This is a genomic window from Nonomuraea sp. NPDC049480 (assembly GCF_044465905.1).
GTDB lineage: Bacteria > Actinomycetota > Actinomycetes > Streptosporangiales > Streptosporangiaceae > Nonomuraea.
The window spans coordinates 629,991-655,635 of sequence record NZ_JBITMD010000001.1; the positions used below are offsets into that span (position 1 = coordinate 629,991).

Annotated in this window: 19 protein-coding genes; 3 read left to right on the plus strand and 16 right to left on the minus strand. The window is 71.8% G+C overall.

All coding sequences use genetic code 11. The features are described 5' to 3' along the window. Nucleotide 1 precedes the first annotated feature (1 nt). Genes ACIBX3_RS02975 through ACIBX3_RS02985 form a run of 3 tightly spaced genes read right to left on the minus strand, consistent with a single transcriptional unit; the run spans nucleotide 2 to nucleotide 3,451 of the window. Complete coding sequence (locus ACIBX3_RS02975; protein ID WP_397112443.1) at nucleotides 2-1,021, minus strand: thiolase domain-containing protein; 1,020 nt, start codon at nucleotides 1,019-1,021, stop codon at nucleotides 2-4. Then, nucleotides 1,018-1,917: a Zn-ribbon domain-containing OB-fold protein gene (locus ACIBX3_RS02980; protein WP_397112445.1), complete on the minus strand. Its 900-nt coding sequence runs from the start codon at nucleotides 1,915-1,917 to the stop codon at nucleotides 1,018-1,020. Before ACIBX3_RS02980 ends, ACIBX3_RS02975 begins: the two co-directional genes overlap by 4 nt. Continuing rightward, nucleotides 1,907-3,451, minus strand: coding sequence for an acyl-CoA synthetase (locus tag ACIBX3_RS02985; protein ID WP_397112447.1), 1,545 nt, complete (start codon nucleotides 3,449-3,451; stop codon nucleotides 1,907-1,909). Before ACIBX3_RS02985 ends, ACIBX3_RS02980 begins: the two co-directional genes overlap by 11 nt. A gap of 107 nt (nucleotides 3,452-3,558) precedes the next feature. Here ACIBX3_RS02985 and ACIBX3_RS02990 point away from each other — a divergent pair, with 107 nt between their 5' ends. Beyond that, nucleotides 3,559-4,368 (plus strand): crotonase/enoyl-CoA hydratase family protein, encoded by an 810-nt coding sequence (locus ACIBX3_RS02990; protein ID WP_397112449.1) that lies wholly within the window; start codon nucleotides 3,559-3,561, stop codon nucleotides 4,366-4,368. 54 nt (nucleotides 4,369-4,422) lie between these two features. On the opposite strand, the gene ACIBX3_RS02995 is transcribed toward ACIBX3_RS02990, so the two are convergent. The 5 genes from ACIBX3_RS02995 to ACIBX3_RS03015 all read right to left on the minus strand — a co-directional run bounded on the left by ACIBX3_RS02995 (nucleotide 4,423) and on the right by ACIBX3_RS03015 (nucleotide 9,471). Continuing rightward, nucleotides 4,423-5,529, minus strand: coding sequence for an NAD(P)H-dependent flavin oxidoreductase (locus ACIBX3_RS02995; protein ID WP_397112451.1), 1,107 nt, complete (start codon nucleotides 5,527-5,529; stop codon nucleotides 4,423-4,425). An 84-nt stretch (nucleotides 5,530-5,613) separates the two neighbouring features. Further along, the gene (locus ACIBX3_RS03000) at nucleotides 5,614-6,354 is read right to left on the minus strand and encodes an SDR family NAD(P)-dependent oxidoreductase (RefSeq protein ID WP_397112453.1); all 741 of its coding nucleotides are present in this window, start codon (nucleotides 6,352-6,354) and stop codon (nucleotides 5,614-5,616) included. After that, nucleotides 6,351-7,670, minus strand: a complete 1,320-nt coding sequence (locus ACIBX3_RS03005) for an FAD-binding protein (protein ID WP_397112455.1) — start codon at nucleotides 7,668-7,670, stop codon at nucleotides 6,351-6,353. Before ACIBX3_RS03005 ends, ACIBX3_RS03000 begins: the two co-directional genes overlap by 4 nt. Next, nucleotides 7,667-8,554, minus strand: coding sequence for a decaprenyl-phosphate phosphoribosyltransferase (locus tag ACIBX3_RS03010; RefSeq protein WP_397112457.1), 888 nt, complete (start codon nucleotides 8,552-8,554; stop codon nucleotides 7,667-7,669). Before ACIBX3_RS03010 ends, ACIBX3_RS03005 begins: the two co-directional genes overlap by 4 nt. Beyond that, nucleotides 8,551-9,471 (minus strand): DUF3068 domain-containing protein, encoded by a 921-nt coding sequence (locus ACIBX3_RS03015; protein WP_397112459.1) that lies wholly within the window; start codon nucleotides 9,469-9,471, stop codon nucleotides 8,551-8,553. The genes ACIBX3_RS03010 and ACIBX3_RS03015 overlap by 4 nt, the downstream gene beginning before the upstream one ends. A gap of 117 nt (nucleotides 9,472-9,588) precedes the next feature. On the opposite strand from ACIBX3_RS03015, the gene ACIBX3_RS03020 reads away from it, so the two are divergent. Further along, nucleotides 9,589-10,842 carry an acyltransferase family protein gene (locus ACIBX3_RS03020; RefSeq protein WP_397112461.1) on the plus strand — a complete coding sequence of 418 codons (1,254 nt, stop codon included), beginning with the start codon at nucleotides 9,589-9,591 and terminating at the stop codon, nucleotides 10,840-10,842. Here the strand turns inward: ACIBX3_RS03020 and ACIBX3_RS03025 are convergent. Further along, on the minus strand, nucleotides 10,779-12,608 hold the full coding sequence (locus ACIBX3_RS03025) for an ArnT family glycosyltransferase (protein WP_397112463.1): 1,830 nt from the start codon (nucleotides 12,606-12,608) through the stop codon (nucleotides 10,779-10,781). The genes ACIBX3_RS03020 and ACIBX3_RS03025 overlap by 64 nt on opposite strands. 34 nt (nucleotides 12,609-12,642) lie before the next feature. Here ACIBX3_RS03025 and ACIBX3_RS03030 point away from each other — a divergent pair, with 34 nt between their 5' ends. Beyond that, entirely contained in the window at nucleotides 12,643-13,383 is a 741-nt protein-coding gene (locus ACIBX3_RS03030) for a class I SAM-dependent methyltransferase (RefSeq protein WP_397112465.1), read from the plus strand. Here the strand turns inward: ACIBX3_RS03030 and ACIBX3_RS03035 are convergent. The 7 genes from ACIBX3_RS03035 to ACIBX3_RS03065 form a co-directional block, all read right to left on the minus strand. Continuing rightward, nucleotides 13,324-14,292 carry a DUF3068 domain-containing protein gene (locus ACIBX3_RS03035; protein ID WP_397112467.1) on the minus strand — a complete coding sequence of 323 codons (969 nt, stop codon included), beginning with the start codon at nucleotides 14,290-14,292 and terminating at the stop codon, nucleotides 13,324-13,326. The genes ACIBX3_RS03030 and ACIBX3_RS03035 overlap by 60 nt on opposite strands. A gap of 5 nt (nucleotides 14,293-14,297) precedes the next feature. Beyond that, a complete protein-coding gene (locus ACIBX3_RS03040; protein WP_397112469.1) occupies nucleotides 14,298-16,148 on the minus strand; it encodes a hypothetical protein in 1,851 nt (616 codons plus the stop codon). Beyond that, nucleotides 16,145-20,278, minus strand: a complete 4,134-nt coding sequence (locus ACIBX3_RS03045; RefSeq protein WP_397112471.1) for an alpha-(1->3)-arabinofuranosyltransferase family protein — start codon at nucleotides 20,276-20,278, stop codon at nucleotides 16,145-16,147. The genes ACIBX3_RS03040 and ACIBX3_RS03045 overlap by 4 nt, the downstream gene beginning before the upstream one ends. Further along, entirely contained in the window at nucleotides 20,275-21,489 is a 1,215-nt protein-coding gene (locus ACIBX3_RS03050; protein WP_397112473.1) for a glycosyltransferase family 4 protein, read from the minus strand. The genes ACIBX3_RS03045 and ACIBX3_RS03050 overlap by 4 nt, the downstream gene beginning before the upstream one ends. A gap of 85 nt (nucleotides 21,490-21,574) precedes the next feature. Continuing rightward, nucleotides 21,575-21,706 carry a hypothetical protein gene (locus tag ACIBX3_RS03055; RefSeq protein WP_260477562.1) on the minus strand — a complete coding sequence of 44 codons (132 nt, stop codon included), beginning with the start codon at nucleotides 21,704-21,706 and terminating at the stop codon, nucleotides 21,575-21,577. A gap of 131 nt (nucleotides 21,707-21,837) precedes the next feature. Beyond that, a complete protein-coding gene (locus ACIBX3_RS03060; RefSeq protein WP_397112475.1) occupies nucleotides 21,838-23,361 on the minus strand; it encodes a hypothetical protein in 1,524 nt (507 codons plus the stop codon). Between the two features lie 73 nt (nucleotides 23,362-23,434). Continuing rightward, nucleotides 23,435-25,612: an acyl-CoA dehydrogenase gene (locus ACIBX3_RS03065; protein WP_397112477.1), complete on the minus strand. Its 2,178-nt coding sequence runs from the start codon at nucleotides 25,610-25,612 to the stop codon at nucleotides 23,435-23,437. Between the last annotated feature and the right edge of the window lie 33 nt (nucleotides 25,613-25,645).

Sequence of the window (25,645 nt, forward strand, 5' to 3'; positions counted from 1 at the left end):
ATCAGGCCTCCAGTACGGTGACGAGGTTGTGCTGCAGGCACGGCCCGCCGGCGGCGTGGGCGACGGTGCGGCGCGCCTGGCCGTCGAAGACGCGCCGGGCCGCCTCGCCGATGCGGATGAGCCCGGTGGCCATGACGGGGTTGGCGGCCAGCGGGCCGCCCGACGGATTGATCACGGTGTCGCCGGTCAGCTCCAGCGCCTCGCGCAGGATGATCTCCTCGTGCGGGAACTGGGCGTGCAGCTCGGCCACCTCGACGGGACCCTTGCCCACCCCCGCGGCACGCGCGGCGTCGGCCGCGGCGGCCGACCGGGCCAGATCCCGCATGCCCAGGTAGTGGGGCTCGATGCGATGCGCGATGCCCCTGATGTAGGCGGGACGGGAGCACAGCCGCGTGGCCAGGTCGCCCGCCGCGAGCACGATCGCGGCGGCGCCGTCCGTGACCGGCGGCACGTCCGTCTGCTTCAGCGGCTGGACGGCGAAGTCGTCTCCCTCCGGCTCGGGCAGGTCGAGCGCGTACGGGTTGCTCCGGCCGTCGGCGCGGCTGCGGCGGACGATCTCGTCCAGCTCCTTCCGGTCCGCGCCCACGGCGGCGGCCTGGAGCGCGGCGTAGGAGAGCTGGTCGAGGCCCAGCGGGGCCAGATAGTAGGGGTCGAGCTGGAGCGTCATGATCGTACGCAGGTCGCCGAGGGACGACTTGCCGAAGCCGTAGACCAGGGCCGAGTCGATGTCGCCGTGCTGGAGGCGCACCCACGCCTCGTACAGCGCCCAGGCGCCGTCCATCTCCACGTGGCTCTCCGAGATGGGCGGCCAGGCGGCCAGCGCGTCGAGCGCCGACACGAACGAGAACGGCGCGCCGGCGAGGTAGTCGCAGCTGCCCGAGCAGGTGAAGCCGAACCTGTCGAGCCCGGTGCGCTCCTTGACCTCGTTGATCACGGGCAGGATCAGCTCGGGCTCGCTCAGCCCGGCGTCGTGGGTGGTGTGCCGCGTCTGGGCGAACGCGACGATCGCGACCTCTCTCATGACAGCTCCACGTCGGGCTCGCCGGTGGGGGCGAACCAGCGGATGTTCGCCATGGACGCCGTGCGCTCGCTCTCGGGCACCCACACGGCCTTGACCCGCATGCCCTGGCGCACCTCGTGCGCGGGCACGTCGCCGACCAGCGTGATCATGGGGATGTCGGCTCCGTCGATCAGGATGTACGCCGACACGAACGGCACCTGGGGCGCCCGCGGGTCGGGCAGGTTGTTGATCGCGAACGTGGTGATCGTGCCGGTGTCCGGGAGTTCGAGCGTGTCGGGGATGGGCTTCCCGCATTCGGGGCAGGCCGCGCGGTAGGGCACGTACACCTTGGCGCACCGCTCGCAGCGGCCGCCGAGGAACACGCCGCGCTGGACGCCCTCCAGGAAGACCCGCAGCGCGCCGCCGGCCTGGAGGCGGTATTCGGAGCGCACGGTGGAGACGATCTTCGTGACCTCGGGGGCGAAGTGCGAGATGTCGGTGATGTGGCCCGTGGGCTGGTCGCGCCAGATCGGCCAGACGCGCATCCCGGTCTCCATCGCCTTCACGTGCTCGGGAAGAACCGCGTGCACCAGCGCCGTGTCCGCCCCGTCGAGCTTGATCAGCGCCCAGGCGAAGGGGCGGTCGAGCGGGTGGCCGTCCAGCGGCTCGTGGACCCAGGTCCACGCGGTGACCGTGCCGGCCGGGCCGACCTCGGTGTACTCGGCGGTGACGGGCTCGCCGGTCGCCGGGTCGTACTCGAGAGGCGGCACCAGCACCCGGCCCTCGGCGGTGCGCACCCCGACGATGCGCCGGGCGCGCAGCTCGCTCAGGAACCGGCCGACCACCGGCCCGGTCGAACGTGTGTAGCCGCCGGGGAACTCCAGGACGTGCTGAGCTACCAGCGGATCAGATGGCACGGTCGTGTCCCTCCCAGTACGGGTCGCGGAGCTTGCGTTTGAGCAGCTTGCCGTTCGGCTCGCGGGGCATCTCGGCGATGAAGTCGATGGTCCTGGGCCACTTCATCCTGGCCAGGCGGCCCTCCAGCGAGGCCAGCAGCTCGGCGGCCAGCTCCGGTCCCGGCTCGACGCCTTCCGCGGGCTCCACCACGGCCTTGATCTGCTCGCCCCACTCCTCGTCCGGGATGCCGAACACGGCCACGTCCGCCACCTTCGGGTGGATCATGAGCTCGTTCTCGATCTCGGCGGGGTAGATGTTCGCCCCGCCGGAGATGATCATGTCGGCCTTGCGGTCGCAGAGGAACAGGAAGCCGTCCTCGTCCAGGTAGCCGATGTCGCCGACGGTGAAGTGGTCCTTGAGCCGGTTCGCGGCGGTCTTGGCGGGGTCGCCTTTGTACTCGAACTGGACGCCCATCATCTTCATGTAGATCGTCCCGGGGGTGCCGGTCGGCACCGGCTCCCCCTCGTCGTCCACGATGAGCAGCTCGCTGATCGGCCAGGCCTTGCCCACCGTGCCCGGGTGGGTCTTCCAGTCCTGGGGCGTGGCAAGGGTGCCGCCGCCCTCGGTGGCCGCGTAGTACTCGTACACGCAGTCGCCCCACCACTCCAACATGGCCCATTTCACCGGAACGGGACAGGGGGCGGCGGCGTGGATCATCCACTTCAGCGAGGACAGGTCGTACTTCGCGCGGGTCTTCTCCGGCAGCGCGAGCAGGCGCTTGAAGTGCGTCGGCACCAGGTGGGAGTTGGTGACCCGGTAGCGCTCGCAGAGCCGCAGCAGCTCCTCGGCGTCGAAGCGGTCCATGTAGACCAGCGTGTGCCCCATCTGCAGGGCCGTGCCGCCGAACTGGGTCACGGCGGTGTGGTAGCACGGGGACGTGATCAGGTGGGCGTTGGGCCGGCCCGGCGTGATCCCGAACAGGCCGAGCAGGAATGTCATCAGCTCGGCGGAGTCGTCCGGGTCCAGGCCGTTCAGCGCGCGTTTGACGCCCTTGGGCTTGCCGGTGGTGCCCGAGGTGTAGTGCATGGTGGCGCCGGCGGTGCGGTCGGCGGGCGCGGTGCCGGGGTGGCCGTCGACGAGCTCGTTCACCGGCCTGAATCCCTGCTCGTCCCCGAAGACGAAGCGGCGCTCGGGCGCGACGACCTCGGCCGCGCGGGCGCCCTCGCTCAGGAAGCGGGGATGGACGAAGAATGCCTTCGCCTCGCTGTCGGAGACGATGTAGGCGATCTCGGGTCCGGTGAGATGCCAGTTGATCGGCGTGTAGTACCAGCCGGCCTGCAGGGCGGCCAGATAGAGCACCAGGCCGTCGGCGCCGTTGGGCACCAGGCCGCAGATGCCGTCGCCGGGTTTGAGCCCGAGGTCGCGCAGGCCGTGGACGAGGCGGTTCGCTCTGGCCAGGAGATCGCCCGCGCGGTGTTCCGTACCGTCGGGGTCCACGGCCGCGATCCACTCGGGATCCGCCTGCGCCAGCCTCCAGAAACCGAGCGTGCCCATTTGCACTCCCTTGTGGCAAAACAGGAACCTGTTCTCGTTTGCTGGTGGGAGCGTATCCTGGGGCGCAATGCGTAGCAAGCGCTTGATTAAACACTCCGGAGGCATCTGTGGAGCTCCTTCCGATCAGCACCCCCCACTGCCGGGTCGAACGCGACGATCACGTCCTCATCGTCACGATGAACCGGCCGGAAGCCCGCAACGCGCTCTCCTCGGACATGCTGATCGGGCTGGCCTCGGCGTGGGCGTACGCGTCGGCGGAGCCCGGGGTCCGGGTGGCGATCCTGACCGGCGCGGAGGGCACGTTCTGCTCCGGCGCCGACCTCAAGGCCATGGGCCAGCCGTCGACGGACCCGGAGGTCCAGGCCAGGGCCGCGCAGATTCCCAACTTCCATTGGAAGGGCCTCCTGCGCGAGGACCTGCCCACCAAGCCGATCATCTGCGCGGTGGAGGGGTACGCGGTGGCCGGGGGGACCGAGCTGCTGGTCGGCACGGACCTGCGGGTGGTGGCCGAGTCGGCCACGCTCGGGCTCTTCGAGGCCAAGCGCGCGCTGTTCCCCATGGGCGGCAGCGCCGTGCGCCTGCCCCGGCAGATCCCCTACTGCCACGCCATGGACCTGCTGCTGACCGGCCGCGCGATCACGGCGGCGGAGGCGTTGTCCATGGGGCTGGTCAACCGCGTGGTCCCGGACGGGCAGGCGCTGGCGGCGGCCCGCGAACTGGCCGACGACGTGGCCTCCTCCGGGCCGCTGGCGGTCCAGGCAATCCTGCGGACGTACCGGGACACGCTGGCGCTGTCGGAGCCGGAGGCGCTGAAGGTGTCGGACGACCTCGGGTGGCCGGTCATCGGCTCGGAGGACGCCAAGGAGGGCGCCCGGGCCTTCCGCGAGAAGCGCCAGGCGAACTACCAGGGACACTGATGAAAAGAGGGCGGCCCGCGTGCGAGCCGCCCTCTCCCGTATCGGTGCGGTGCGTCAGTCCTGGGTGAGGCGCGACAGCCGCTCCAGCGCCTCGGCGTACTCCTCCACCATTCCGAACACCACGTCCTTCGTCGACCGGACCTGGTTCGTGATCCCGATGATCTGCCCGGCCGGGAACGTGGCCAGCTCCGAAGCCTCCGACCGGCCGATCCGCCGCAGCGCGTCCGACACCAGCATGAACTGCAGCGGCATCGGCAGCGTCCCCGGCGACTCCTCCGACTCCCAGGCGTCCGTCCACTCGTTCTTGAGCAGCCGCGCCGGCTTCCCGGTCCAGCTGCGCGAGCGGACGGTGTCCCGGGAGGTGGCCTCCAGGATGCGGCGCTTGGCCATCTCCGGCGTGTCGGCCTCTTCGACCGTGAGCCAGAGGGAGCCGGTCCACACCCCTTCCGCGCCCAGCGCCATCCCCGCCGCCATCTGACGGCCGTTGCCGATGCCGCCGGCCGCCAGGACGGGGACGTCGACGGCGTCCACCACCTGCGGGATCAGCACCATCGTGGAGATCTCGCCGGTGTGGCCGCCGGCCTCCGTGCCCTGGGCGACCACCACGTCCACCCCGACCTCGACCTGCTTGAGCGCGTGGCGGGGCGTGGAGGCGAGGGCCGCGACCTTCACTCCGTGCGCGTGCGCCAGCTCGACGACGTCGGCCGGAGGCGGGCCCAGGGCGTTGGCCAGGAGGGCGATGGGGTGACGCAGGGCGACCTCGACCTGCGGGCGGGCCGTGGCGTCCGTCCAGCCGAGCAGGACCTTGCCGGCGTCCGACTCCGAGGACAGGGCCGGCACCCCGTGCTTGGCCAGGAGGTCCTCGACGAACGCGCGGTGCCCTTCGGGGATCATCGACTGCAGCCGGCCCACCAGCTCGTCCGGGGCGAAGTCGGCGCCCTCGTACGAGGCGGGCATGACGACGTCCACGCCGTAGGGTTTGCCGTCCACGTGGTCGTCGATCCACTTGAGCTCCATCTCGAGCTCTTCAGGCGTGAAGTAGAGCGCTCCGAGCACCCCCATGCCGCCCGCGCGGCTGACCGCGGCGACCACGTCTCTGCAGTGGCTGAAGGCGAAGATCGGGAGTTCGATTCCGAACATGTCCGTGACACGTGTCCGCATGAGCCGACGATAAGCCGCAGAACCAGCAAACTGCAACGCGTTCTACTCTAGAACCTTTGCTCGGTCATTACCCTGGAACGAGTTCTATCGCGGCATCCTGCGCCAGAGCGCGCGCGGCAGCAGCCGCAGCGCGCCGAAGACGGGCCCGAGCGCGCGCGGCACCCAGACGGACGACCTGCCCTCGCGCAACGCACCCACCGTGGCCAGCGCCACCTGGCGGGGCGTCGAGGACATCGGGGCGGGGGTGAGCCCCTTCGTCATCCGCCCGATCACGAAGCCCGGCCGCACGATCAGCACCCGTGCGCCCGTCCCGTGCAGGGCGTCGCCGAGCCCCTGGGCGAACCCGTCGAGCCCGGCCTTGGCCGAGCCGTACACGAAGTTGGCCTTGCGCACCCGCGCCCCGGCCACCGACGACAGCACCACGAGCGTGCCGTGCCCCTGCTCGCGCAGCACCTTGGCCGCGTGCAGCCCCACGGACACGTGGGCGCCGTAGTTGACCGCGACGGCCTCGGCGGCGGCGGCGGGCTCGGCGTCGTAGCCGGCCTGGCTCCCCAGCACGCCGAACGCCGAGATGACCACGTCGAGGTCGCCCACCAGCTCCACCGCCTTGGCGAAGACGGCGACGTGCCCATGGACGTCCAGCGCGTCGAACGGCACGACGTGGACCTCCGCGCCGCCGAGGTCGGGCGGGTCGAACGCCCCCCGCACGGCCAGCACCACCCGGCTCGCGCCCAGCCCTGCCAGCAGCCTGACGATCTCCAGGCCGATCTCGCTGCGCCCGCCGAGCAGCAGCACGGTGTCGACCGCGCCGAGAGCGTTCTTCACAACCGCAGCCTCCTGGCCAGGTCGGAGCGGAACAGGCCGGCGGGATCGGCCTCGTCCCTGATCCGCCGCCACCGTTCCAGCTCGGGATACATGGCCGCCATCATGTCAGCGCGCAGCCGCGCGTCCTTGGCCAGGTAGACCCGCCCGCCAGCGGCCGCCACCCGCCGGTCGAAGCCGCGCAGCAGGCCGGCCAGCCCGCGCTGCCCGGCGGGGACGTCCACCGCCAGGGTCCAGCCGGGCATGGGGAACGACAGCAGCCCGCCCGATCCCGGCCCGAACCTCTTGAGCACGGGCACGAACGACACGACGCCGTGCGCCGACAGTGACCCGACGATGTCGCGCAGCGTCTCCTCCGCGCCGAAGGGCACCACGAACTGGTACTGGACGAAGCCTCGGGAGCCGTACATGCGGTTCCAGCCGTCGACGACGTCGAGCGGGTGGAAGAACGGCGCGATGCCCTGCGTGATCGTCCGTCGCCGCGGCGTCTTGCGGTACCAGACCTCGTTGAACGCGCGCACGCTCAGCCCGTTGAGCAGCCCGCCGGGCGCCCACGCGGGTGCCCGCAGGAGCGCGCCGGGCGCGAAGGCCGGCGGCTCCTTCCCCTCGGCACGCGGCGCGTGATCGCCCCTGGTGAGCACTCCGCGCCCCATCCGGCGGCCCCGGGCGAGCAGGTCGATCCAGGCCACCGTGTAGCGGTGGCGGTCGTCGGTGGCCGCCATGGTCGCCAGCGTCTCGTCCAGGTCGGCGGTGCGCTGCACGTCCACCCGCATCAGCGAGGTCTCGATGGGCACGCAGCCGAACACGGCCTCGGCGACCACGCCGGTCAGCCCCATGCCGCCCACGGTGGCCAGGAAGAGCGGATCGCCGGGGCGGAGGGTGCGGACCGTCCCGTCGGCGGTCACCAGGGTGAGCGAGTGGAGGTGCGCGCCGAAGGAGGAGTCGCGGTGGTGGTTCTTGCCGTGGACGTCGGCCGCGACGGCGCCGCCGACGGTGACGTGCCGGGTGCCCGGGCTGACGGGGACGAACCAGCCCCGGGGGACGAGCGCCGTCATCAGGTCGTGCAGGCTGACCCCGCCGGAGGCGGTCACCACGCCGCTGACCTCGTCGAACGTCCACGCGTCGAGACCGGTGCAGTCGAGGACGAGGCCGCCGGCGTTCTGCGCGGCGTCGCCGTACGACCGGCCCAGGCCGCGCGCCACCACTCCCCGCCCCGGCGCGGTCGCGATCAGCTCGCGCAGCTCCTCGACCGAGCGGGGCCGTGCGAGCTCGGCCGGGGTGGGCGCCGTGCGCCCCCAGCCGGTCAGGAACGACGTCATGTGTAGATCCCCAAGGCGACCAGGACAACGAGGCCGGCGGCGAAGAGCAGCGTCGGCCGATCCCGTAGCACGAGCTCCTCCGGCTCCTCGCCGCTCCCCCGGTCCACCAGCAGATTGTGCCGCAGCACGAGCAGGAGGAACGGGATGATGCTGAGTCCGTAGAACAGGTCGTGGTGCGCGTTGAGCGCCCACAGGCAGTACGTCACGATCATCGCGCCCGAGCACATGATCCGGACCTGGGCCAGGTAGGCGGGCGAGTAGGCGGCCAGCGTCGCCCGCGTCCCCGTCACCCCTTGGGCCCTCAGCTCCGCCTCCCGCTTGCCCGCCACGAGCTGCAGCGCGGCCAGCGAGACCACGACCAGGAACCACCCGGTGACCGGCACGTCGACCGCCACCGCCCCGGCGTACGCCCTGATCACATGGCACCCGGCGACCGCGATCAGGTCCACGACCTCCTGGTGCTTGAGCCACAGCGTGTACGACAGCGTCAGGGCGATGTACCCGGCGACCACGGCAGGAGCCTGCCAGCCCCCCGTCAAGGCGGCGACGGCGGGCGCCAGGACCAGCAGGGCGACGCCGGTCACGTAGGCCGCCCGCACGGACACCGCCCCGGACGCGATCGCCCTCCGCCGCTTGCGTGGGTGCAGGCGGTCCGCCTCCACGTCGGATGCGTCGTTGATCAGGTAGGCGCCGCTCGCGGCCAGGCAGAACGCGGCGAAGACCAGCAGCGCCGCGAGCAGGCTGCGCGGCTGGCCCAGCACCCCGGCGGCCATGGGCGCGGCCAGGACCAGCACGTTCTTGACCCACTGGCGCGGCCTGGCCGCCCTGACCAGCGCAAGCGCCGGCGCAGCCGTCCTGGGCCGCGCGACCACTTCCTGGCTCATGCGGCCTTGCGGCCGCGCACGGTCAGCAGGATCCCGAGCGCGAGCAGCACGATGCCCACCACCGCCAGCACGATCGGCACCGTGGTCCGGATCAGGGTGATCTGGCTCTTGCCCTCCCGCGCGGTGGTCACGAGCTCGTTGACGGTCTCGTCGGTCATCTTGGCCGTGGCCACGAAGGCCTTGGAGCGCTCGATGCCGTCCTGGCTCTTGAGCACCTCGTTGCGCTGCTGCTCCTGGCGGACGGGCGCGCCGGTGGTGGGCTCGATCCAGAAGGTGTTCGTGCCGGAGTAGAAGCGGTCGAGCTGCACGTCGCCCGAGTCGCCCATGCCGAACCAGGCGGCGGGCGCGTTCAGGGTCTGCGTCTTGGTCTCGGGGACGGCCTGCTCGAACTTGTACGTGTTCAGCCCGTTGACCTGCTCCTCGCCGACGAACTTGGCCTCGTACGCCTTGCTCGTGGTCGAGTTGAAGACCAGGTAGGTCTTCTTCTCCACGTCGAACGGGAACTTGTAGATCTGCCCCTGGAGCTGCACCGGAGCCTTGTCGATGCTGACGCCGCAGCAGTTGACCCCGACGCCGGAGCGCTTGTCGAAGGCGCTGCGCCGCTCGGTGAAGTTGATGCCGGGCTTGCCGTTGGTGACGTCGTTCACGGCGGTGAACTCGTCCCACACGACCCGGTCGCCGGCCGCCTCCTTCACGTCGCCGCGAGTGGTGACGATGATGTCGAGGTCGGCGGTCAGCACCTTGCCGTCCGGGACGCTGAAGTACTGCGCGCCGGAGGCCCGGAGCTTGGTGATGCCGTAGTGATCGCCCGCGGCGGCCATGAGCGCGGGCGCCACCTGCATACGCACCAGGGGGGACAGGACGATGAGGAATGCCCCGACGGCGATGAGAACGCTGCCAACGACGACCCGGTTCATGGACCCTCCATGTGCAGGTGCACGGACGCCTGTCTGGGTGGTTAAGTGACTGAAACTAGTTCTACTCGCCGGTATGTTATTGCGGTGAGTGACCAACGTCACCAGGGATGCGGAAACGTGACCGAAACAGGTTCTACATCGGCGGGGGTGCCGGCGGTCTCCGGACACCAGTCCTCCCTCGACGGGATACGCGCCGTGGCCGCCTTCGCCGTCCTGATCTTCCACGTCGCGATGGAGGCGGGAACGGCGCTGGAGCCGGGTTTCCTGGGTGGCGTGCTGTCCAGGGGTGAGATCGGCGTGCCGATCTTCTTCACGCTGTCCGGCCTGCTGCTCTACCGCCCCTGGGCGGCGGAGGTCCTGATCGGCGACCGGGCTCCGGACACGCGCCGCTACCTGTGGCGGCGCTTCTTCCGCATCATCCCCGCGTACTGGCTGGTGGTGGCCGTGGCCCTGATGTTGTGGGGCGAGGCGCACCGGTCCGATCCGTGGACGTGGTCGCAGATGGTGTTCCTGGTGCACATCTACGACACGAGCCCGTGGTGGTTCGGCCTCGGGCCCAAGGGGCTGGGCCAGATGTGGAGCCTGGCGGTCGAGCTGACGTTCTACCTCACGCTCCCGCTGATGGCGGCCGCGCTGCGACGGTTCGCACTGGGGGCGGGACCGGACCTGAGGGCCAGGGCCAGGCGGTTGCTGATCGGGCTGGCGGTCTTCGGCGCCCTGTCGTACGTGTACACGATCTTCGAGTACTTCCCCGAGTACCGGCCATGGATGAACGTGTGGCTGCCGCGCTCCTGGACGTTCTTCGTGCCGGGCATGGCGCTCGCGGTCCTGACCGTCTGGGCCAGGGCGGAGGACGGCCGCGTCCGCCGCCTGTGCGCGGCCTTGGCGGCCTCCTGGGGCACGCTGTGGCTGATCGCCGGGCTGGCCTACCTGATCGCCTCCACCCCGGTGACCGGGCCGCGCTTCGTCGGCCTGGGCGGCATCTGGACCGCGTTCTACGAGCAGGGCCTCTACACGGTCATCGCCTTCTGCCTGGTCGCGCCCGCGGCCCTGGAGCCCGAGCGGCCCACGCGCGTGCGCGCGCTGCTCGGCGGGCGGGTCATGAGCTATCTCGGCCGCATCTCCTACGGCGTCTTCCTGTGGCAGTTCGTGGTCATCTACCTCTGGTACGACTTCACCGGGCAGCGGCCGTGGACCGGCAACCTGCTCCTCAACCTGGTCGCGATCAGCGCGCTGACGATCGCGCTGGCCGGCCTCACGTACCGCTACGTGGAGGAGCCGGCCAGGCGGCTGATCCGCTTCGTCCCTCACAGTGCCGGAGGCGCGGGCCCCGGCTCGCCGAAGGCCACCGCCCTGAGGCAGAACGCCTGACCCTGGCCGCCGGCCGCGACGATCCGCATCCCCTTGCCCGCGCCGTCGTGCGGAACGTAGTACAGCGCTCCCATGACGCCGGTCGCGGGCAGCGTGGCCGCCCGCTCGGTGCCGCCGAGGTCCACCACGACGTGCACCGGCTGGGGACTGACATAGGCCATGGCCACCACCATGCCGGGGCCGCCGAAGGACTCGACCGGGAAGGTCTGGTTCGCGGGGTAGCACTTCTTGCCCTTGACCCCGTCGAAGTAGGGGGTCACGCGGCCCACGAGGACGAGCTTGCCCGTGGCGTCGAAGACGTACGGCTCGGCCGACGGGCGCGGGTCGCGCATGAGCTTCCTGGTCTCGGGGTCGGCCAGGGGCGCGAGCACGTACGACGTGAGCCGGCGCGGGCCGTTCCACGGCAGGACGATCTCCGGTGGCACGGGACGCGTGTAGATGTCGGCGTCCGGCGCGGCGGTGGCCAGCGAGGCCCGCGCGTTCTCCAGGTAGGTCCTGACCTTGTCCCCGCTGAGCGTGTCGCGGAAGGCGTTGATCGAGAGCACCGACACGACCAGGAAGACGACGGTCAGCCCGCCCGCCGCCAGCGACAAGGTGCCCGGCACCGGCCTGCGCACGGCGTCCTGCTCGCCCTCGACCGGCAGCCACGCGAGCGCCAGGCAGAGGGCGAACAGCACCGCGGCGTCGGCCACGTACCTGGTCTCCGCGCCCACCAGGTCCCACGCGGTCGCCCGCGCGATCACGGTGGGCACCGCGTCCGCCACGACCACGTACGCGGCCAGGATGGCCCACGCCCGCCAGGCACGCTTGCGGTACACGCAGGTGATCACGACCAGCAGCGCGATCACGGCCCATGACGCGATGACGGTGGCCTGCGCCGGGTCGGCCAGCCCGCCGGTGGAGGTGAGCCCGCCCCAGCGCAGCGGGCCGCCGACCGCGCCCGTGGGGAACGTCTCCCCCAGCAACCTGCGCAGCAGCCCCGGGACCACCTCGGCCTTCGGCCCGCTCAGCGCGTCGGAGCCGGCGGTGTCGCGGCGCAACCAGTAGAGCACGCCGTACCCGGCCAGCAGCAGGCCGTGCGCCCACCAGACGGGTCTGCGCAGCTCGGTCAGCACCGCCCGCGCCCACAGGCCCTTGCCGAGGTAGGCGCTGGTGACGCCGAGCACGACGAAGGGGATGAACACTCCCTTGGTGGAGAAGGCCATCCCGACGGCGGTCCAGATGAGGGCGCGCCAGCGGCCCTTGCCCTCGCGCACGTACCTGATGTGCGCGGCCAGCGCGGCGACCATCGCGAGCTGCAGCGGCACCGCGTTGATCGCGGCCGACCACCAGCTCATCGCGGGCACGGTGAGCGGCGCGAAGACGTAGACGGTCAGCGCGGCGAGCACGCCCGCGCGGTCGCCGAACAGCCGCCGCAACAGCACGAGGAACACGACCGAGGCCGCCGCCTGGCCCGCGATGATCAGGAACGAGACCATCGCCCAGCTGTACGGCGCCACCTGCGTGAGCACCCACATCAGGGCCAGCGCGCCGGGCATGAGGTGGCCCTTGTGCACCCGGGCCAGGTAGTCCCAGGTGAGGCCGCTGTCGGCGGCGCCGGCCACGAAGAGGAAGTCGTCCTCGACGAAGTACGCCCTGCTGAGGACGCTTGCCCTGAAGACGAGCGAGACCAGGATCAGCAGCAGGCCGACACCCATGACCGGCCCGGTGCGGATCGCGGGCAGCGTGATCTGTAAGGGTTCCGCGCGTTTGACGCCGTCAACCATCGTCGTTTCCTTCCGCTGCGTTAAGCTCCGCCCCGTGGACACCCCCGAACCGTTCCGAGCGGATCTCGGTAGATCCGTCCGTTTGCTGCGTGCTTTCCGCCTTGAGCAGAGTGATCCGGATTTCTTCTACGGCACCCTGGCCCAGGACACGGTCGCCCAGCTCGCGACCTACACGGATCTGGCCGGCGCCACAGTGGCCGACATCGGGGGCGGCCCCGGCTACTTCGCCGACGCGCTGCGGGCCGTCGGCGCGCAGCCCGTGTGCGTGGACTGCGACGCCGGCGAGATGCGCCTGCGCGACGGCGTGCCGCCGCGGGACGCGGTGCTGGGCAGCGCGCTCGACCTGCCCCTCGCCACGGGCTCGGTCGACGTGTGCTTCTCGTCGAACGTTCTGGAGCACGTCCCCGATCCGCTCCGGATGGCGGACGAGATGGTCAGGGTGACGCGTCCCGGCGGGATCGTCTACCTGTCGTACACGGTCTGGCTCTCCCCCTGGGGCGGCCACGAGACCTCGCCCTGGCACTACCTGGGCGGCCACTACGCCGCCCGCCGGTACGCGCGCAGGCACGGCAAGCCGCCCAAGAACGTCTACGGCGAGAGCATGTACGCCATCGGCGTGGCCGGGCCGCTGGCCTGGGCGCGGCGGTGCCGCGACGCGGAGCTCCTGGACGCGATCCCGCGTTACCATCCCCGCTGGGCCCGCCACGTCGTCCACCTACCTGGCATCCGCGAGCTGGTCACCTGGAACCTGCTCCTCGTCCTGCGCCGCAGGTGACCGCCGCCGCGCGAGCCAGATCGCGGTCACCAGGCAGCCCGCGCCGAGCAGCCCGCCGCCCACCGGCGCCACGGTCCCCAGCAGCAGGATCCAGCGGCGGTAGGCGGCCGCCGTGCCCAGCGCCGCCACGACGTCGGCCTCGGTCGTGCGGAACACGGCATCCAGCGCGGTCAGCCGGCCCCGCCCGTCGGCCGTGACCAGCGTCTCCCGCACCTCGTCCAGCGTCCTGACCGGCTGACCGCTGACCGGCTCGACCCAGTACGTGCGCCGGATCTCGGCGTAGCGGGCCAGCCCGATGTCGCCCTTCCCCGGCAGCCCGAGGAGGCGGCGCGGCAGCGGCGCCGTCTCCCCCGGCACGAGCGCGCGCGGCGTGCGCTGCACGTAGCGGTACGTCTCGACGCCGCGCACCTGCTCGACCCCGTCGAACGCGGCCGTGACCGACCGGCGCAACCGCAGGTCGAACAGTGTGTAGTCGCGCCGCTCCGCGTTGAAGGGCCAGCGGAAGGCCTGCCCCGACTGCCTGACCGAGGTGTCCTCGTCGAGGTATTCGCCGCAGCAGTTGACGATGGCCCCCGTGCGGCGGTCGAACGCCAGGCGCCGCTCGTGGTAGTCCAGCCGCTCGTCGTCCCGCGTCGCCACGGAGACCGACTCGCCCCACACCGCGCGGTCGCCGTCGCCGGACAGCACGTCGCCGATCAGCCATCGGGTCTGCACCAGATCCCCCACGGCCGGCCGCATCGTGGCCGGGTCCAGGTACGTCGCCGACTCGGCCACCGACCTGGTCATGCTCTGCTGCTCCAGAGGCGCCTTGAGCACCTGGCCGTAGACGTACAGGCGGGTCAGGGGGATGAGCGTCAGCAGGAAGGCGCCCACGCCGGCCAGCACCAGCGCGAGGTTCCTGCGGCTCATGACGGTCACGGTCGCGGCACCGCCTGTCCCGGCGTCACGTCGCCGACGCACACGCCCTGCGGCACGTCCTGCACGACGATGCGGTCGGCGCCCGGCTCGGCGAGCATGAACACCTTGCCCAGGCCTGCCCGCAGCTCCACGTCGGTGGCGCGGTCGCCCATCCACAGCGTGATCTTCGTGTCCGCGCGGGCGGCGTAACCCAGCCGGACCAGGGTGCCCTCCACGCGGCTGACCCGGTTGTCCAGCGGCACCTGCACGGTTCCGTTGGTGACCGGCCAGCACCGGTCCCGCGTGTTCGGGATGAGCGGGATCCCCTGCACGTCCACGGGCCGCAGGTGGCCCTGGTCGTCGAAGACCATGCCGTCGAGCGCCGCGGGCGGGGCCTGCATCGTGGCCCTGAGCCGCGGCGGGGCCATCGCGCCCAGCACCCTGGAGGTCAGGCTGTAGGTGTTGTACGTGCTCGGCAGCACGTCGGGCGGCAGCAGCCGGTCGTAGATCACAGTGCCGGGCGCCACCTTGGCCAGGTCGGCGCGGGCCGTCTCCATGTAGCGGTGGCGCCGGTCCGCGCCCAGGTGGGCGGCGAAGATCGTGACCGACACCAGCGACGCGCCCACGAACACGCCGAGCGCCGCGCCGCAGATCCCGGCCACCCGCTCCTTGCCGGGCAGCGCCCTCCGGTACGGCTCCGCCTCGTCCGGGAGCGGCAGCAGCACGAGGCCGACGACCAGCGCGACCAGCGGGACGGAGTCGGCGACGTACCGCGTGTCCGTGCCGGCGAACGAGCCGAGCAGATGGACCCGGCCCCACAGCACCGGCAGGGCGTCGGCGACGAGCACATAACCGAGCAGCAGCGCCCAGGCCAGGCCGGCCCGTCTGCGGTAATACGCGGTGACCGTCACCAGGGCCGCGAGCGTGACGAGGGAGGCGATCACGACAGGAAGCGGCGGCGAGGCCACTCCCCAGTCGCCGCCCGCGAACCACTTCCAGGGTCCGCCGAGCACGGTGGTGGCGAACGTCCTGCCGATCAGCTCCCACAGGAAGCCCGCGGCCTGGTCGAAGATCGGCAGCGCCCCGGTGTTGGGCGCGGAGAGCGACCGCTGGACATACAGCGCGCCGAAGCCGGCCAGCACGATCAGATACAGCGACCAGGCGGCGATGTACCGGCGCAGCGCGGTGCGGAGCCCGCCGTGGTAGATCGCCGTGAGCGCCAGCAGCACCAGCGGCAGGGCGAAGCCCTTGACGAACCCGAGCAGCCCGAACAGCACCCACAGCGCCGCGGCCACGGCGTGCCGCAACCGCCGGGTACGCAGGTAGTGCCAGTGCGAGGCGATCGCCATGGGCAGGGCGATCTGCAGGAAGACGGTGTTGAGCGCCGCCGCCCACCACACGAGCGCGGGCACGGTGAGCGGCGCGACGAGGAAGACCAGGAGCGGCGCGAGTATCGCGGGCCGGTGGCCGAACACGACACGCAGCATGCGCAGGACGGCGAGCGCGGCGCAGGCGTGCAGCACCAGGATCGCGCCCGCCGCGTACCCCCAGCCGAAGGGCTCCAGTCTGGACGACAGCCACGCGAGCAGGAAGCCGCCCGGCATGAACTGGCCGAAGTGGACCCGGGTCAGGTAGTCGAAGGAGAGATCGTTCTCCATCGCCCTGGCCACGAACTCGAAGTCGTCCTCCTTGAAGTAGGCGCTCTGGACGATGGCCGTCTTCCACGCCATGGCCGCGGCGATGAGCGCGAGCGCGGCCAGCACCACGCCGTGCCGCCGCGCCCACCGGGACACCGCCCCGGCGGTGCGGGCCATCGGCACCGGGACGGTGAGGACGAGCCCGGTGCGCGACTTGGTCGTCTCGGTCACGGAACACTCGTCATGGTCGGGCCGCCTGCGGCGACGGGGACGGGGATCTCGGCCGGCCGCGCCGGCACCCGCCTGGCCGGGACCTCGGCGAGCAGTTGCGCGAGGAGCGGCAGGCAGAGCAGTTGCGCCCACAGGCCGCCCACGCCCACGGCCACCAGGACCGCGGCGGCCAGGTAGAGGGCGACGCCCGCGGGCGGCCCCAGCAGCAGCCGGCCGCGGCGGCCCGCGCGCACGTGCTCGGCCTCACGCAGCGGTCGCAGCCACGCTCCGAGGACGAAGACGGCGCCGACGACCGCCGCGCCCGCCACCCCGCCGACCCAGAATCCCAGGGCGACGGCGAACGGCAGGACGTGGGCCGCACGCAGGCGAGCGGGCCGGATCGGCGCCAGGTGCCGCGCCGGCGGGCCCGTCCGGACCAGGGCGAGCACCACGACCAGCAGCGCCAGGCCGCCGCCCGCGGCCAGTCCGGCCCGGTAGGGCGCGTCGGGCTCGTAGGTGAGCGTGACCGTGCCCGCCGTGTACGACGGCAGGAACCAGGCCTGCCGCCACCCGTCGAGCCGGACCGGTTTGAGCTCGGCGACGCCGAGCCTGGCCCGCCACCCGGAGTTGAAGTTCTCGTTGACGACCAGGTAGGAGTCGTCGGTGACGCTGACCTTGACCACGCGCTCGCCTGCGTCCCAGGACTCGACGAGCGCCTCGCGCATCTCCACGGGCGCGGCCTGGCGACCGGCGGGCTCCGGGCGGATGATCGCGGACTCGACGCGGTAGGCCTCTCCCGGGCGTACGGCCAGCCGGGACGGGCCGGGCGAGAGCCGCAGCGGCTCGCAGCTCCTGAACGTGACGGGTTTGCCGGTGACCACATCGTTGAGCGTGCCATCGATGATCTCGGTGTGCACGGCGTCGCCGTCGACGGTGAGCGTCGGGCCGAACCCGCACGGCGACCGGAGCGGGAAGCCGTTCAGCGCGCCCAGCGGCCGCACCCCGGGGAAGGCGATGTCGCTGATCTCGATGGGCCGGCCGCCCGACGCGCCGAACTCCAGCTTGATCTTCCGGGCCGCCATCCCGGGGAAGCGGATGAGGCCGTCCTTGCCCACCCAGCTCTGCCTGACCCCGCCTTCGGCGCGGATCGTCACCCGGATGGGCGGGGCGCCGAGGTAGGAGTCGGGCGTCACGACGCGCAGCTGCGACAGCCGCGTCGCGCGCGCGAGCTCGACGCTCAGCGTGGGCCGCGGGTCCAGCGGGTCGGCGAACCAGGCGGTCTTCGGGTCGCCGTCGAACGCCCACCGGCCGGCGGCCGCGCCGTGCTCGACCGCCGTCGAGGACGCCTGCACCTTCACGGGGTCGCCGGGCAGCGTGCTGAGCCGCTCGATGGCGGTGCGCTCGGTGAGCACGGCACGACCGGAGACGCCGTACGAGCCGTCCTTCCTGACGATGAAGGAGCGGTCGAACCCGTTGCCGTCGTCGCCCAGCACCTCGTGGCCCTTGGCGCAGCTCCAGGCGACCGAGCCCTTGACGCAGCCGGAGACGTCACCGGTCCTGCCGACCGCGATCGCGGCGGGCTCGGCCGAGTCGCTGCCGGGGTCGGGCACGGTGATCGAGCGGCCGGCTCGGACGCCGGGGATCGTCAGCTCGGTGATTCCGACGCGGCCGCCGAGCCTGCTCTCCTCCGAAGTGGCGGCGACCTTCAGGCGCAACCGGGTGATCGGGCCCTTCGGGACCACCAGCTCCTGCGGGTCGGCGGTGGCGCGTACCCGCTGGCGCAGCGCGCCGGTGTCGGTCTCCACCACCACCTCGCTGGGCGGGGGCCCGATGGGCGAGTTCTCGAAGGCCACCTGGATCGTGGGAACCGTCCGGGACTCGGTGAAGGCGACCTCCAGCCATTCGCCCACCGCGCCGTTCCACCCCGTGGAGCGCCAGCTGGTGCGCCGGTCGCCGTCGAGCGCGGCGAAAGGCTGATGGCCGGGCTCCCTGGCGTGCGGGGAAGCCGTGACATCCGCTTCGGAGCTGGAGGCCGTGACCTTCGCGATCCCGGTGAAAGCCGCCGTGGAGATGTATTTCTCCCATCCGGGGTCGAGGATGTCGTTCGACGGCGAGTCGCCACGGAACGGCTCGCCGTCGGCGAGCGTGGCGCTGGCGTTGCGGCGCAGGTCGGGATAGGAGAGCTCGCGGCGGCGCAGCGTGTCGGTCAGCACCGTGTCCTGCGCCGGCACCTGGACCTGGCCCGGATCGTCGTTGAGCAGGACCGGGCGGTCGTCCTCCAGGAGCCCCTGCTCGGCCAGGTCGAGCACGGCCTCGGGGGCGCCTCCCACGCGGAGCGGGCGGGTGGCGTCGACGGTGCCGACGAGCGGCGCGGCTCCCGACACCTGGTAGATCTCGACCGCGTGATACGGCTGGTCCAGCCACGCGGCGGCCTTGCCGTACTGGCCGATGCCGACGCCGGGCCCCATCTGGGCCGCGAGCGAGATGCCGGGAGAGTCCTCCAGCGCCTGGTGCACGCGGACCGGCCAGCCCGTGCCGATGGTGGCGCGGTCGAGGTCGTTGCGGACCACCAGGTACGTCACTCCCATGCGGCGCAGCGTGGCCGTGAGCCCCGCGGACCCCGAGCCGGTGGACAGGCGCTCGTCGATGGCCGCCATGAGCCGCGAGATGCCGGCCGACCCCCACGGCACGATGGTGTGCGTGGCCCAGCGGGCCTGCGACAGCGCCTGCAGCGGCTCGTCCAGCGGGCGCCCCCACAGGTATTCGCCGCGCTTGGCGCCGGGCACGGCCAGCACCATGCCGTCTCCGGCGTTGCGGTTCAGCCAGGAGATGGCCTGCTTCCAGTAGTCCGGGATCGCCGTGAAGCCACCGGGCGGCGCGAGGCCCGCGTACAGGATGGGCAGGCTCGACGCCACCATGAGCCCGGCCGCGGCGGCGGTCAGGGGCTTGCGCCAGCGCAGGCGGGCCAGCGACAGCAGCCCGGCGACGCCGAGCGCCACGGGCAGCCTGATCAGAGCGTCGAACTTGTGCAGGTTGCGGAAGACGGCGAGCGGGCCGTCCAGCAGCTCCACCATGATTTCGTGGTGGGGAGTCCCCGGGTGGCCCGTCGTGATGACGGCGACGCCGAACAGCAGGCTGATCAGGAGAAAGGGCCGCTCCGGGAGCCTGCGGACGGTGAGCCCGGCCAGGCCGAGCGCCGCCACGGCCGCGGTCACCACGATCAGCCACGGCACCGTGGACTGCTGGTGGGCGTCGGGCAGCCAGGTCTGCCCGTCCACGGTCAGGAAGCTGAGCCAGCTCGACGTCCCGCGCAACGCGTTGACCAGCGAGGTGACGCCGGTCGTCGCGCTGGCCGTCTCGATGAAGGGCAGGAAGGAGAAGATGTAGCCGCCCAGCGTCAGCAGCGGGGCCGCCCACCACATCGACGCGAGCGCGATGAGCGGCAGCCACCAGGCGATCAGCCGCCATTTGCCGGCCCCGCCGCGCCTGGTCAGCAGGTACAGCAGCGGGACGACGAGGACGGCGGCCTCGGCCACGGCGTTGACGCCGCCGCAGAAGAGGAAGGCGAGCGCGGACAGCGCGGCCGCCCGGCGCGGTGACAGCTCCCGCCTGGCGCCTTTGACCAGGGGGAGGACGATCCACGGCAGGACGGCGCTGGGCAGGAACTCCGAAGAGTTGATGCCGATGAGCGCCTGCGCGTGCGGCGCGAGCGCATACACGAAACCGGCGATCACGCGGGTGTGCGGTCCGCCGATCCCGAGGGCTCGGGCCAGCTGGACCACGCCGAGGAAGGCGGTGCACAGCACCAGGGACATCCACAACCGCTGGACCGTCCAGGGCTCCATGCCCAGCTTGAGGCCGAACGCGTAGAACGGCCCCATCGGGAACAGGTAGCCGTAGGCCTGGTTCTGCAGGTGGCCGAAGTAGGCGCCGTCCCACAGGTGCAGGGCCCTGCCGAGGAAACCCAGCGGATTGACCGCCATGTCGAGCTTGGTCTCGGGGATGATCTTCTCGGTCGAGGTGTTGAACGCGATCGCGCCGAGCAGGAGGCAGGAGGCGAGCAGTCGCAGCCTGTGTCTGATCCGTGTCTCGTAGCTCTCGGCAGTGGACTCCGCGAGCTCCCGCCGGGGTCCAGGCGAGGCTTGGGTCACTGATAGGCTCCGCCGCGATCTTGGAGTTTCGCCAGGATAAGTCCGGTTATGCTAGCTCCAGTTCGAGCCCACGTAAATTCCCGCGCCCAGGCGCGGCAGGCGTCGGCCACCTCGGTACGGCGGTCCGGATCGGCCAGCTCCTTGAGCGCTCGTTCGACGACGTCCGCCAGGCTCTCCCCTTCCCGCACCAGCCACCCGGTGACGCCGTGGCGTACGGAGTCGCGTAACCCCGCCACGTCATAGGCCACCGTCGGCACCCCGAGCGCGGCGGCCTCCATCACGGTCAGCCCCCAGCCCTCGAACTCCGAGGCCGTCACGTTCAGGCTCGCGGCGCCCAGCAGCGCGTTCTTGCGGGCGTCGGGCAGGAACCCGTGCAGCACGACCCGCCCGCACAACCCTTTGCCGACGACCCGCGCGCCCAGCGCGCGCCGCTCGGGACCGCGCCCGATGATGTGCACGGTCAGCTCCGGCCACGACTCGCCGAGCTCGGCGGCCAGGTCCACGACCCGCTCGATGCGTTTGTGCCCGACCAGGCGGCCGGCGTACACGATCACGGGGTCGCCCTGAGCGGGCTCCCGCACGACCTCCTCGGGCTGGGCGCAGCCGTTGGGCACGACGGTGATCGGCGCGAGCCAGCGCAGCTTGCCGGCCAGCTCCTGCTTGGACGACTCCGAGACCGTGATCGTCAGGCAGCGGCGGTAGAGCAGCCGGGCGACCGGCCCCTCGATGAAACAACCGATCCTGGCGAGCCAGTGCGGAAGGAAGGCGTGGAACTGCCGGTCGTGGACATGGTGCACGAGGCAGAGCACGGGCGTGCGGCGGCGCAGTACGAGCGGGGAGAAGAACGGGATGCCGTTCATCGTGTCGATCACGGCGTCGACGCGGCGGCGGTGGAACAGCAGCCAGAGCGGCACCAGCACATAGACCAGGTAGGGGTTGCCCATCCTGCGCACCTGGATGTCCTCCAGGACCTCGGCGCGGCGCTGCCCCCGCTGGCGGCCGGTCAAGAAGACGACCGAGGCCCCTTGGGCCAGCAGGAACCGGCTGACCTGCCACGCGTACTCCTCGGCGCCGCCGGCGGTCGACTGCCGGGGCTCGCGGAAGTTCAGCATGGCGATGCGGATCCCCTCCAGCGGCCGCTCGTCCCCCAAGGAATGAGTCAGCGCCGCCAGGCGTGCGGCCTCCGCCTGGCGCTCACCGGTAAAGACCACCGTCACTCCTCGTCAGCGCATGCGGGCATGACGGAGCCACACTCGTTGCTGCTGAGCTTGGTATGGCCCCGTCAAGCGGGGAGGATCACCTGGTGCCGTAGTTGTAGAGGGGCTGGTTCGGCGGGGTCAGCGAAGGTGACGCCACATTGACCACAGCCACGGAGGCTCCGACCGCCAGCAGAGCTCCGATGGCCAGGGCCACGAGAAGTCGCAACAACAGAGCACTCCCTTCCGATCAGTGGCGCAATTGCAGTGTGCCGAGACTAGAACGTGTTCCGGCTTGAATCCATAACATTGGTCAAACCGTGATAAAGCAAGTTACTCTCCGGTATATCATGAAACAGCCGGTCAACGCCGCAGCAAGTGAAGGTCTTTACCCCGAAAAATGGTCTTGAAGCCGGCCGGCTCAAGTAGGAACCCGTTCTGACTTCCGGCCACCAGGACGTATCTGACCGGGAGCCGCGCATAGTCCCGCGCGGCCAGGAGTTCGCCGACGCGCCGGTTGAGCGGATCTTCGCCGCGCACCGGCAGGCGGCCGCCGTCCGGCTGTCCGACGTACAACGTATCGTCCCAGACCACCCGGCGCTCGAAGATCTTGGTCGCCGGGTCGAGCACGATCCGGCCGCCGTTCCAGGGGAAGGCCCGGTGCGCGCCCCAGGGCAGCGACAGCAGCGCTCCAGGGCTGGGATCGGCGTTGACGATCCGCTGCACGGCCGGCCAGTCCGGCGGGTACGTGACCGCCGCCAGCCGGCCGAACGCCCCGAACGCGAGCGTCGGCAGCACCAGCACCGGCGCCACGACCCCCACCAGCGCGGGCGCGCCCGACCGCAGGGCCGCGGCCAGGCCCACCGCGACCAGCAGGACCAGCGGCGCCAGGTAGACCTGGCCGTCGCGCAGCGGCCCGAACCCCGGCCAGAGCGCGATCAGCCACTTGAGCGCCTCGCGTCCCGCCTGGAAGGCCCCCAGCGCGGCCAGGCCGAACCCGGCCGCCGCGGCCACGGCCAGCCCGCCCCACCACGCCGGCCGGTCCGGGTCGGAGCGGAGCCGTACGTAGCCGAAAACGCCTGCCGCGACCATGAGCAGGCGCGCGGTGGCGAGCCACCATGACTCCTGGCCGGGCAGCCCCGCGTCGGCGCTCCAGATGCCGCCGAGGGAGAGCAGGCTGCCCAGCGCGCCGAACGGCCCGTCGGCGCGGGCGGCGAACGCGTCCACCCCCGCCGGGTCCGTCACCGCGCCAGAGCCGAGCGCGGGAACCGCCCAGGGCAGGCTGAACACGATCAGGACCCCGGCGACCACGGGCGCCCTGCGGCGCGCGACGGCGATCGGCAGCAGCGTGAGCGCGGAGACCAGCATCGCCTGGAACCCGCCGATCGCCGCAGGGAGCAGCGCCGGCACGAGCCGGGTCCAGCGCGGGCCCACGGCCCGCACCGCCCACGGCAGCCCGGCCACGCCGAGCAGCAGCGCCCACTGGCCGAGCATGAGCCGCTGCGCGAGGTAGAGGTTCCAGGCGTAGCAGGCGGCGGCGACCAGGCGCGCGACTCTGCGCTCCGGCGGCACCAGCGCCGCCGCGCCGGTCGCGGCCAGCACGAAGATCCCGGCCAGCAGGCCCTTCTGCACGAGCTCCACAGGCAGCACCCGGGACAGCAGCGCCACGACCAGATCGCTGGGCACGGCGCGGGGGAAGCCGCCGCGGTCGGTGAGCAGCGGCGGATCGGGCACGAAGACCAGGTCATAGCGGAGCACCAGCCCCCAGCCCAGCGCAGGCCCTAACGCCAGCACCGCCAGGGCTGCGCCCAGGATCCCGGGCGCGACCCGCCACACCCGGTCCAGGCGCCCGGCTCCCGGACGCGAGAGCTTCGGGCCGGCATCCACCGCAGCACCGCCTCTCCCCTGCCCCCGGACATTCCAGGCACAGGGGAGCGTATCCGCCGTGACGTCACGTCCGTTACTTGCCGGGCTCCGGGTCCCTGGGCAGGCCGAGCATGCGCTCGCCGATGATGTTGAGCTGCACCTCCGTGGTGCCGCCGTAGATGGTCATGGCCCTGGTGGCCAGCACCGCCCGGTTCCAGTAGCCGGGGTCGCCGAGCTTGACGTCGGCCGCCACCGTCGCGGCGGAGCCGAGCAGCTCGACCGCCGTCTCGGAGACGTGCTGCGCGTGCGAGGTGGACAGCAACTTGCGTACGGAGGCGTCAGCCCCCGGCTCGGCCCCGGCCAGCTGCTTGAGCGTGACCCGCAGCGACAGGGCGTTGATCGAATGGCCCTCGCAGACGACCTCGGCCACCTTCTGCGCCTCGACCGGCGTCAGCTCGCGGCCGAGCCGCCCGATGAGGCCGAGCAGGTCGGGCACGGAAGAGCCGGTCCCACCCGAGCCGGACGACAGCGAGACGCGCTCGTTGGACAGCGTGTTGCGTGCCACCTTCCAGCCCTCGCCGACCTCGCCCACGACCAGGTCGTCGGGGACGAAGACGTCGTCGAAGAAGACCTCGTTGAACAGGTTCTCGCCGGTCATCTCGGTCAGCGGCCGGACGGTGACGCCGGGGGACTTCATGTCGACCAGGAAGTACGTGATGCCCTCGTGCTTGGTGCCCTCGCCGGAGTTGCGGGCGATGCAGATGCCCCACTCGGCCACGTGAGCGACCGAGGTCCAGACCTTCTGGCCGGTGAGCTTCCAGCCGCCCTCGACCTTCTCCGCCTTCATCTGCAGCGAGGCCAGGTCGGATCCGGCGCCGGGCTCGGAGAAGAGCTGGCACCAGATCATCTCGCCGCTGAGCGTCTTGGGCAGGAAGCGTTCCTGCTGCTCCTGGGTGCCGTACACGGCGATGGACGGCACCACCCACGCGCCGATGATCAGGGCGGGCGGGCGTACCTTGGCGGCCCTGAGCTCCTGGGCGATCAGCACCTGCTCCAGGGGCTTGGCGTCGCGGCCCCACGGCCTGGGCAGGTGGGGCATGACGAAGCCGCGCGCGGCCAGCGCCCGCTTCTGCTCCTTGCCCTCCAGCAGGGCGATCTCCGCGACCTCGGCGCGGATGGACGCGCGCAGCTCCTCGGCGTCCTCGGGCAGGTCGATCTCCATCTCGCGGGAGACGCCCTGCAGCGCCAGCGCGGCCACCGTGGCCGCCCACTCCGCCGACGGGCCGAGCAGGGCGCGCAGGGTGAGCGCGCGGCGGTAGTAGAGGTGAACGTCGTGCTCGAAGGTGTAGCCGATGCCGCCGAACGTCTGGATCGCGTCCTTGGCACACTGGACGGCCGCGTCGGGGGCCATCACGCCGGCGACGGCGGCGGCGTACGCCAGGTCTCGCCCTTCGGCCCGGGTGGCGTCCCAGACCGTGGCGCGGGCCTGCTCCAGTGCGACGAGCATGCGGGAGAGCTTGTGCTTGATGCCCTGGAACTGGCCGATGGGGCGGCCGAACTGGACGCGGACCTTGGCGTAGTCGGCGGCGGCGCGCACGCACCAGGAGGCCAGCCCGGCAGCCTCGGCGCCGAGCAGGATCGCGGCGATGTCCCGCACGTCCGAGCTTTGGACACCGCCCAGGATGCCCAGGTCGGGCACGAGGACCTCGGACAGCTCCACCTTGGCCACCGGCCTGGTCAGGTCGAGCGACTTGAGCTCGGTGACGGTGGCGGAGGAGGCGTCAATGATGATCCACTCCTCACCGTCGTCCGTGGCGACCGGCAGCACCAGCACGTCGGCCAGCGAGGCGCCGAGCACGTGGTCGGCCGTGCCGGAGACGATCAGCGCGCCGTCCTCGCCCGGGGTGCCGCGCAGGGCGCCGCTCAACGCGACGGCACCGGTGAGCGAGCCGTCGGCGAACCCCTCCACGTGCTCCTGGCGCTTGGAGACGTTGATCACGGCGCCGGCCAGCACGGTCGGCAGGTATGGGCCCGGGATCATGCGCTCGGCCAGCGCCTCGACGGCCACGGCCGCCTCCAGCAGGTCGTAGCCGGAGCCGCCGTACTCCTCAGGCAGGTGCAGGCCCAGCAGTCCCTGCTCGGCCAGGCCGTCCCAGAACGGGGGGCGCCTGTCCGTCCCGGCGCGGAGCAGCTCGGAGGGGATGTTCCGCTCGGCCCAGCCGCTCACCGACTCGCGGAGCGCCTCGTGCTCCTCGCTCAAACCGATCGCCATTGCTCATCCTCCAGCCAGGTCCGAGTCCATGCC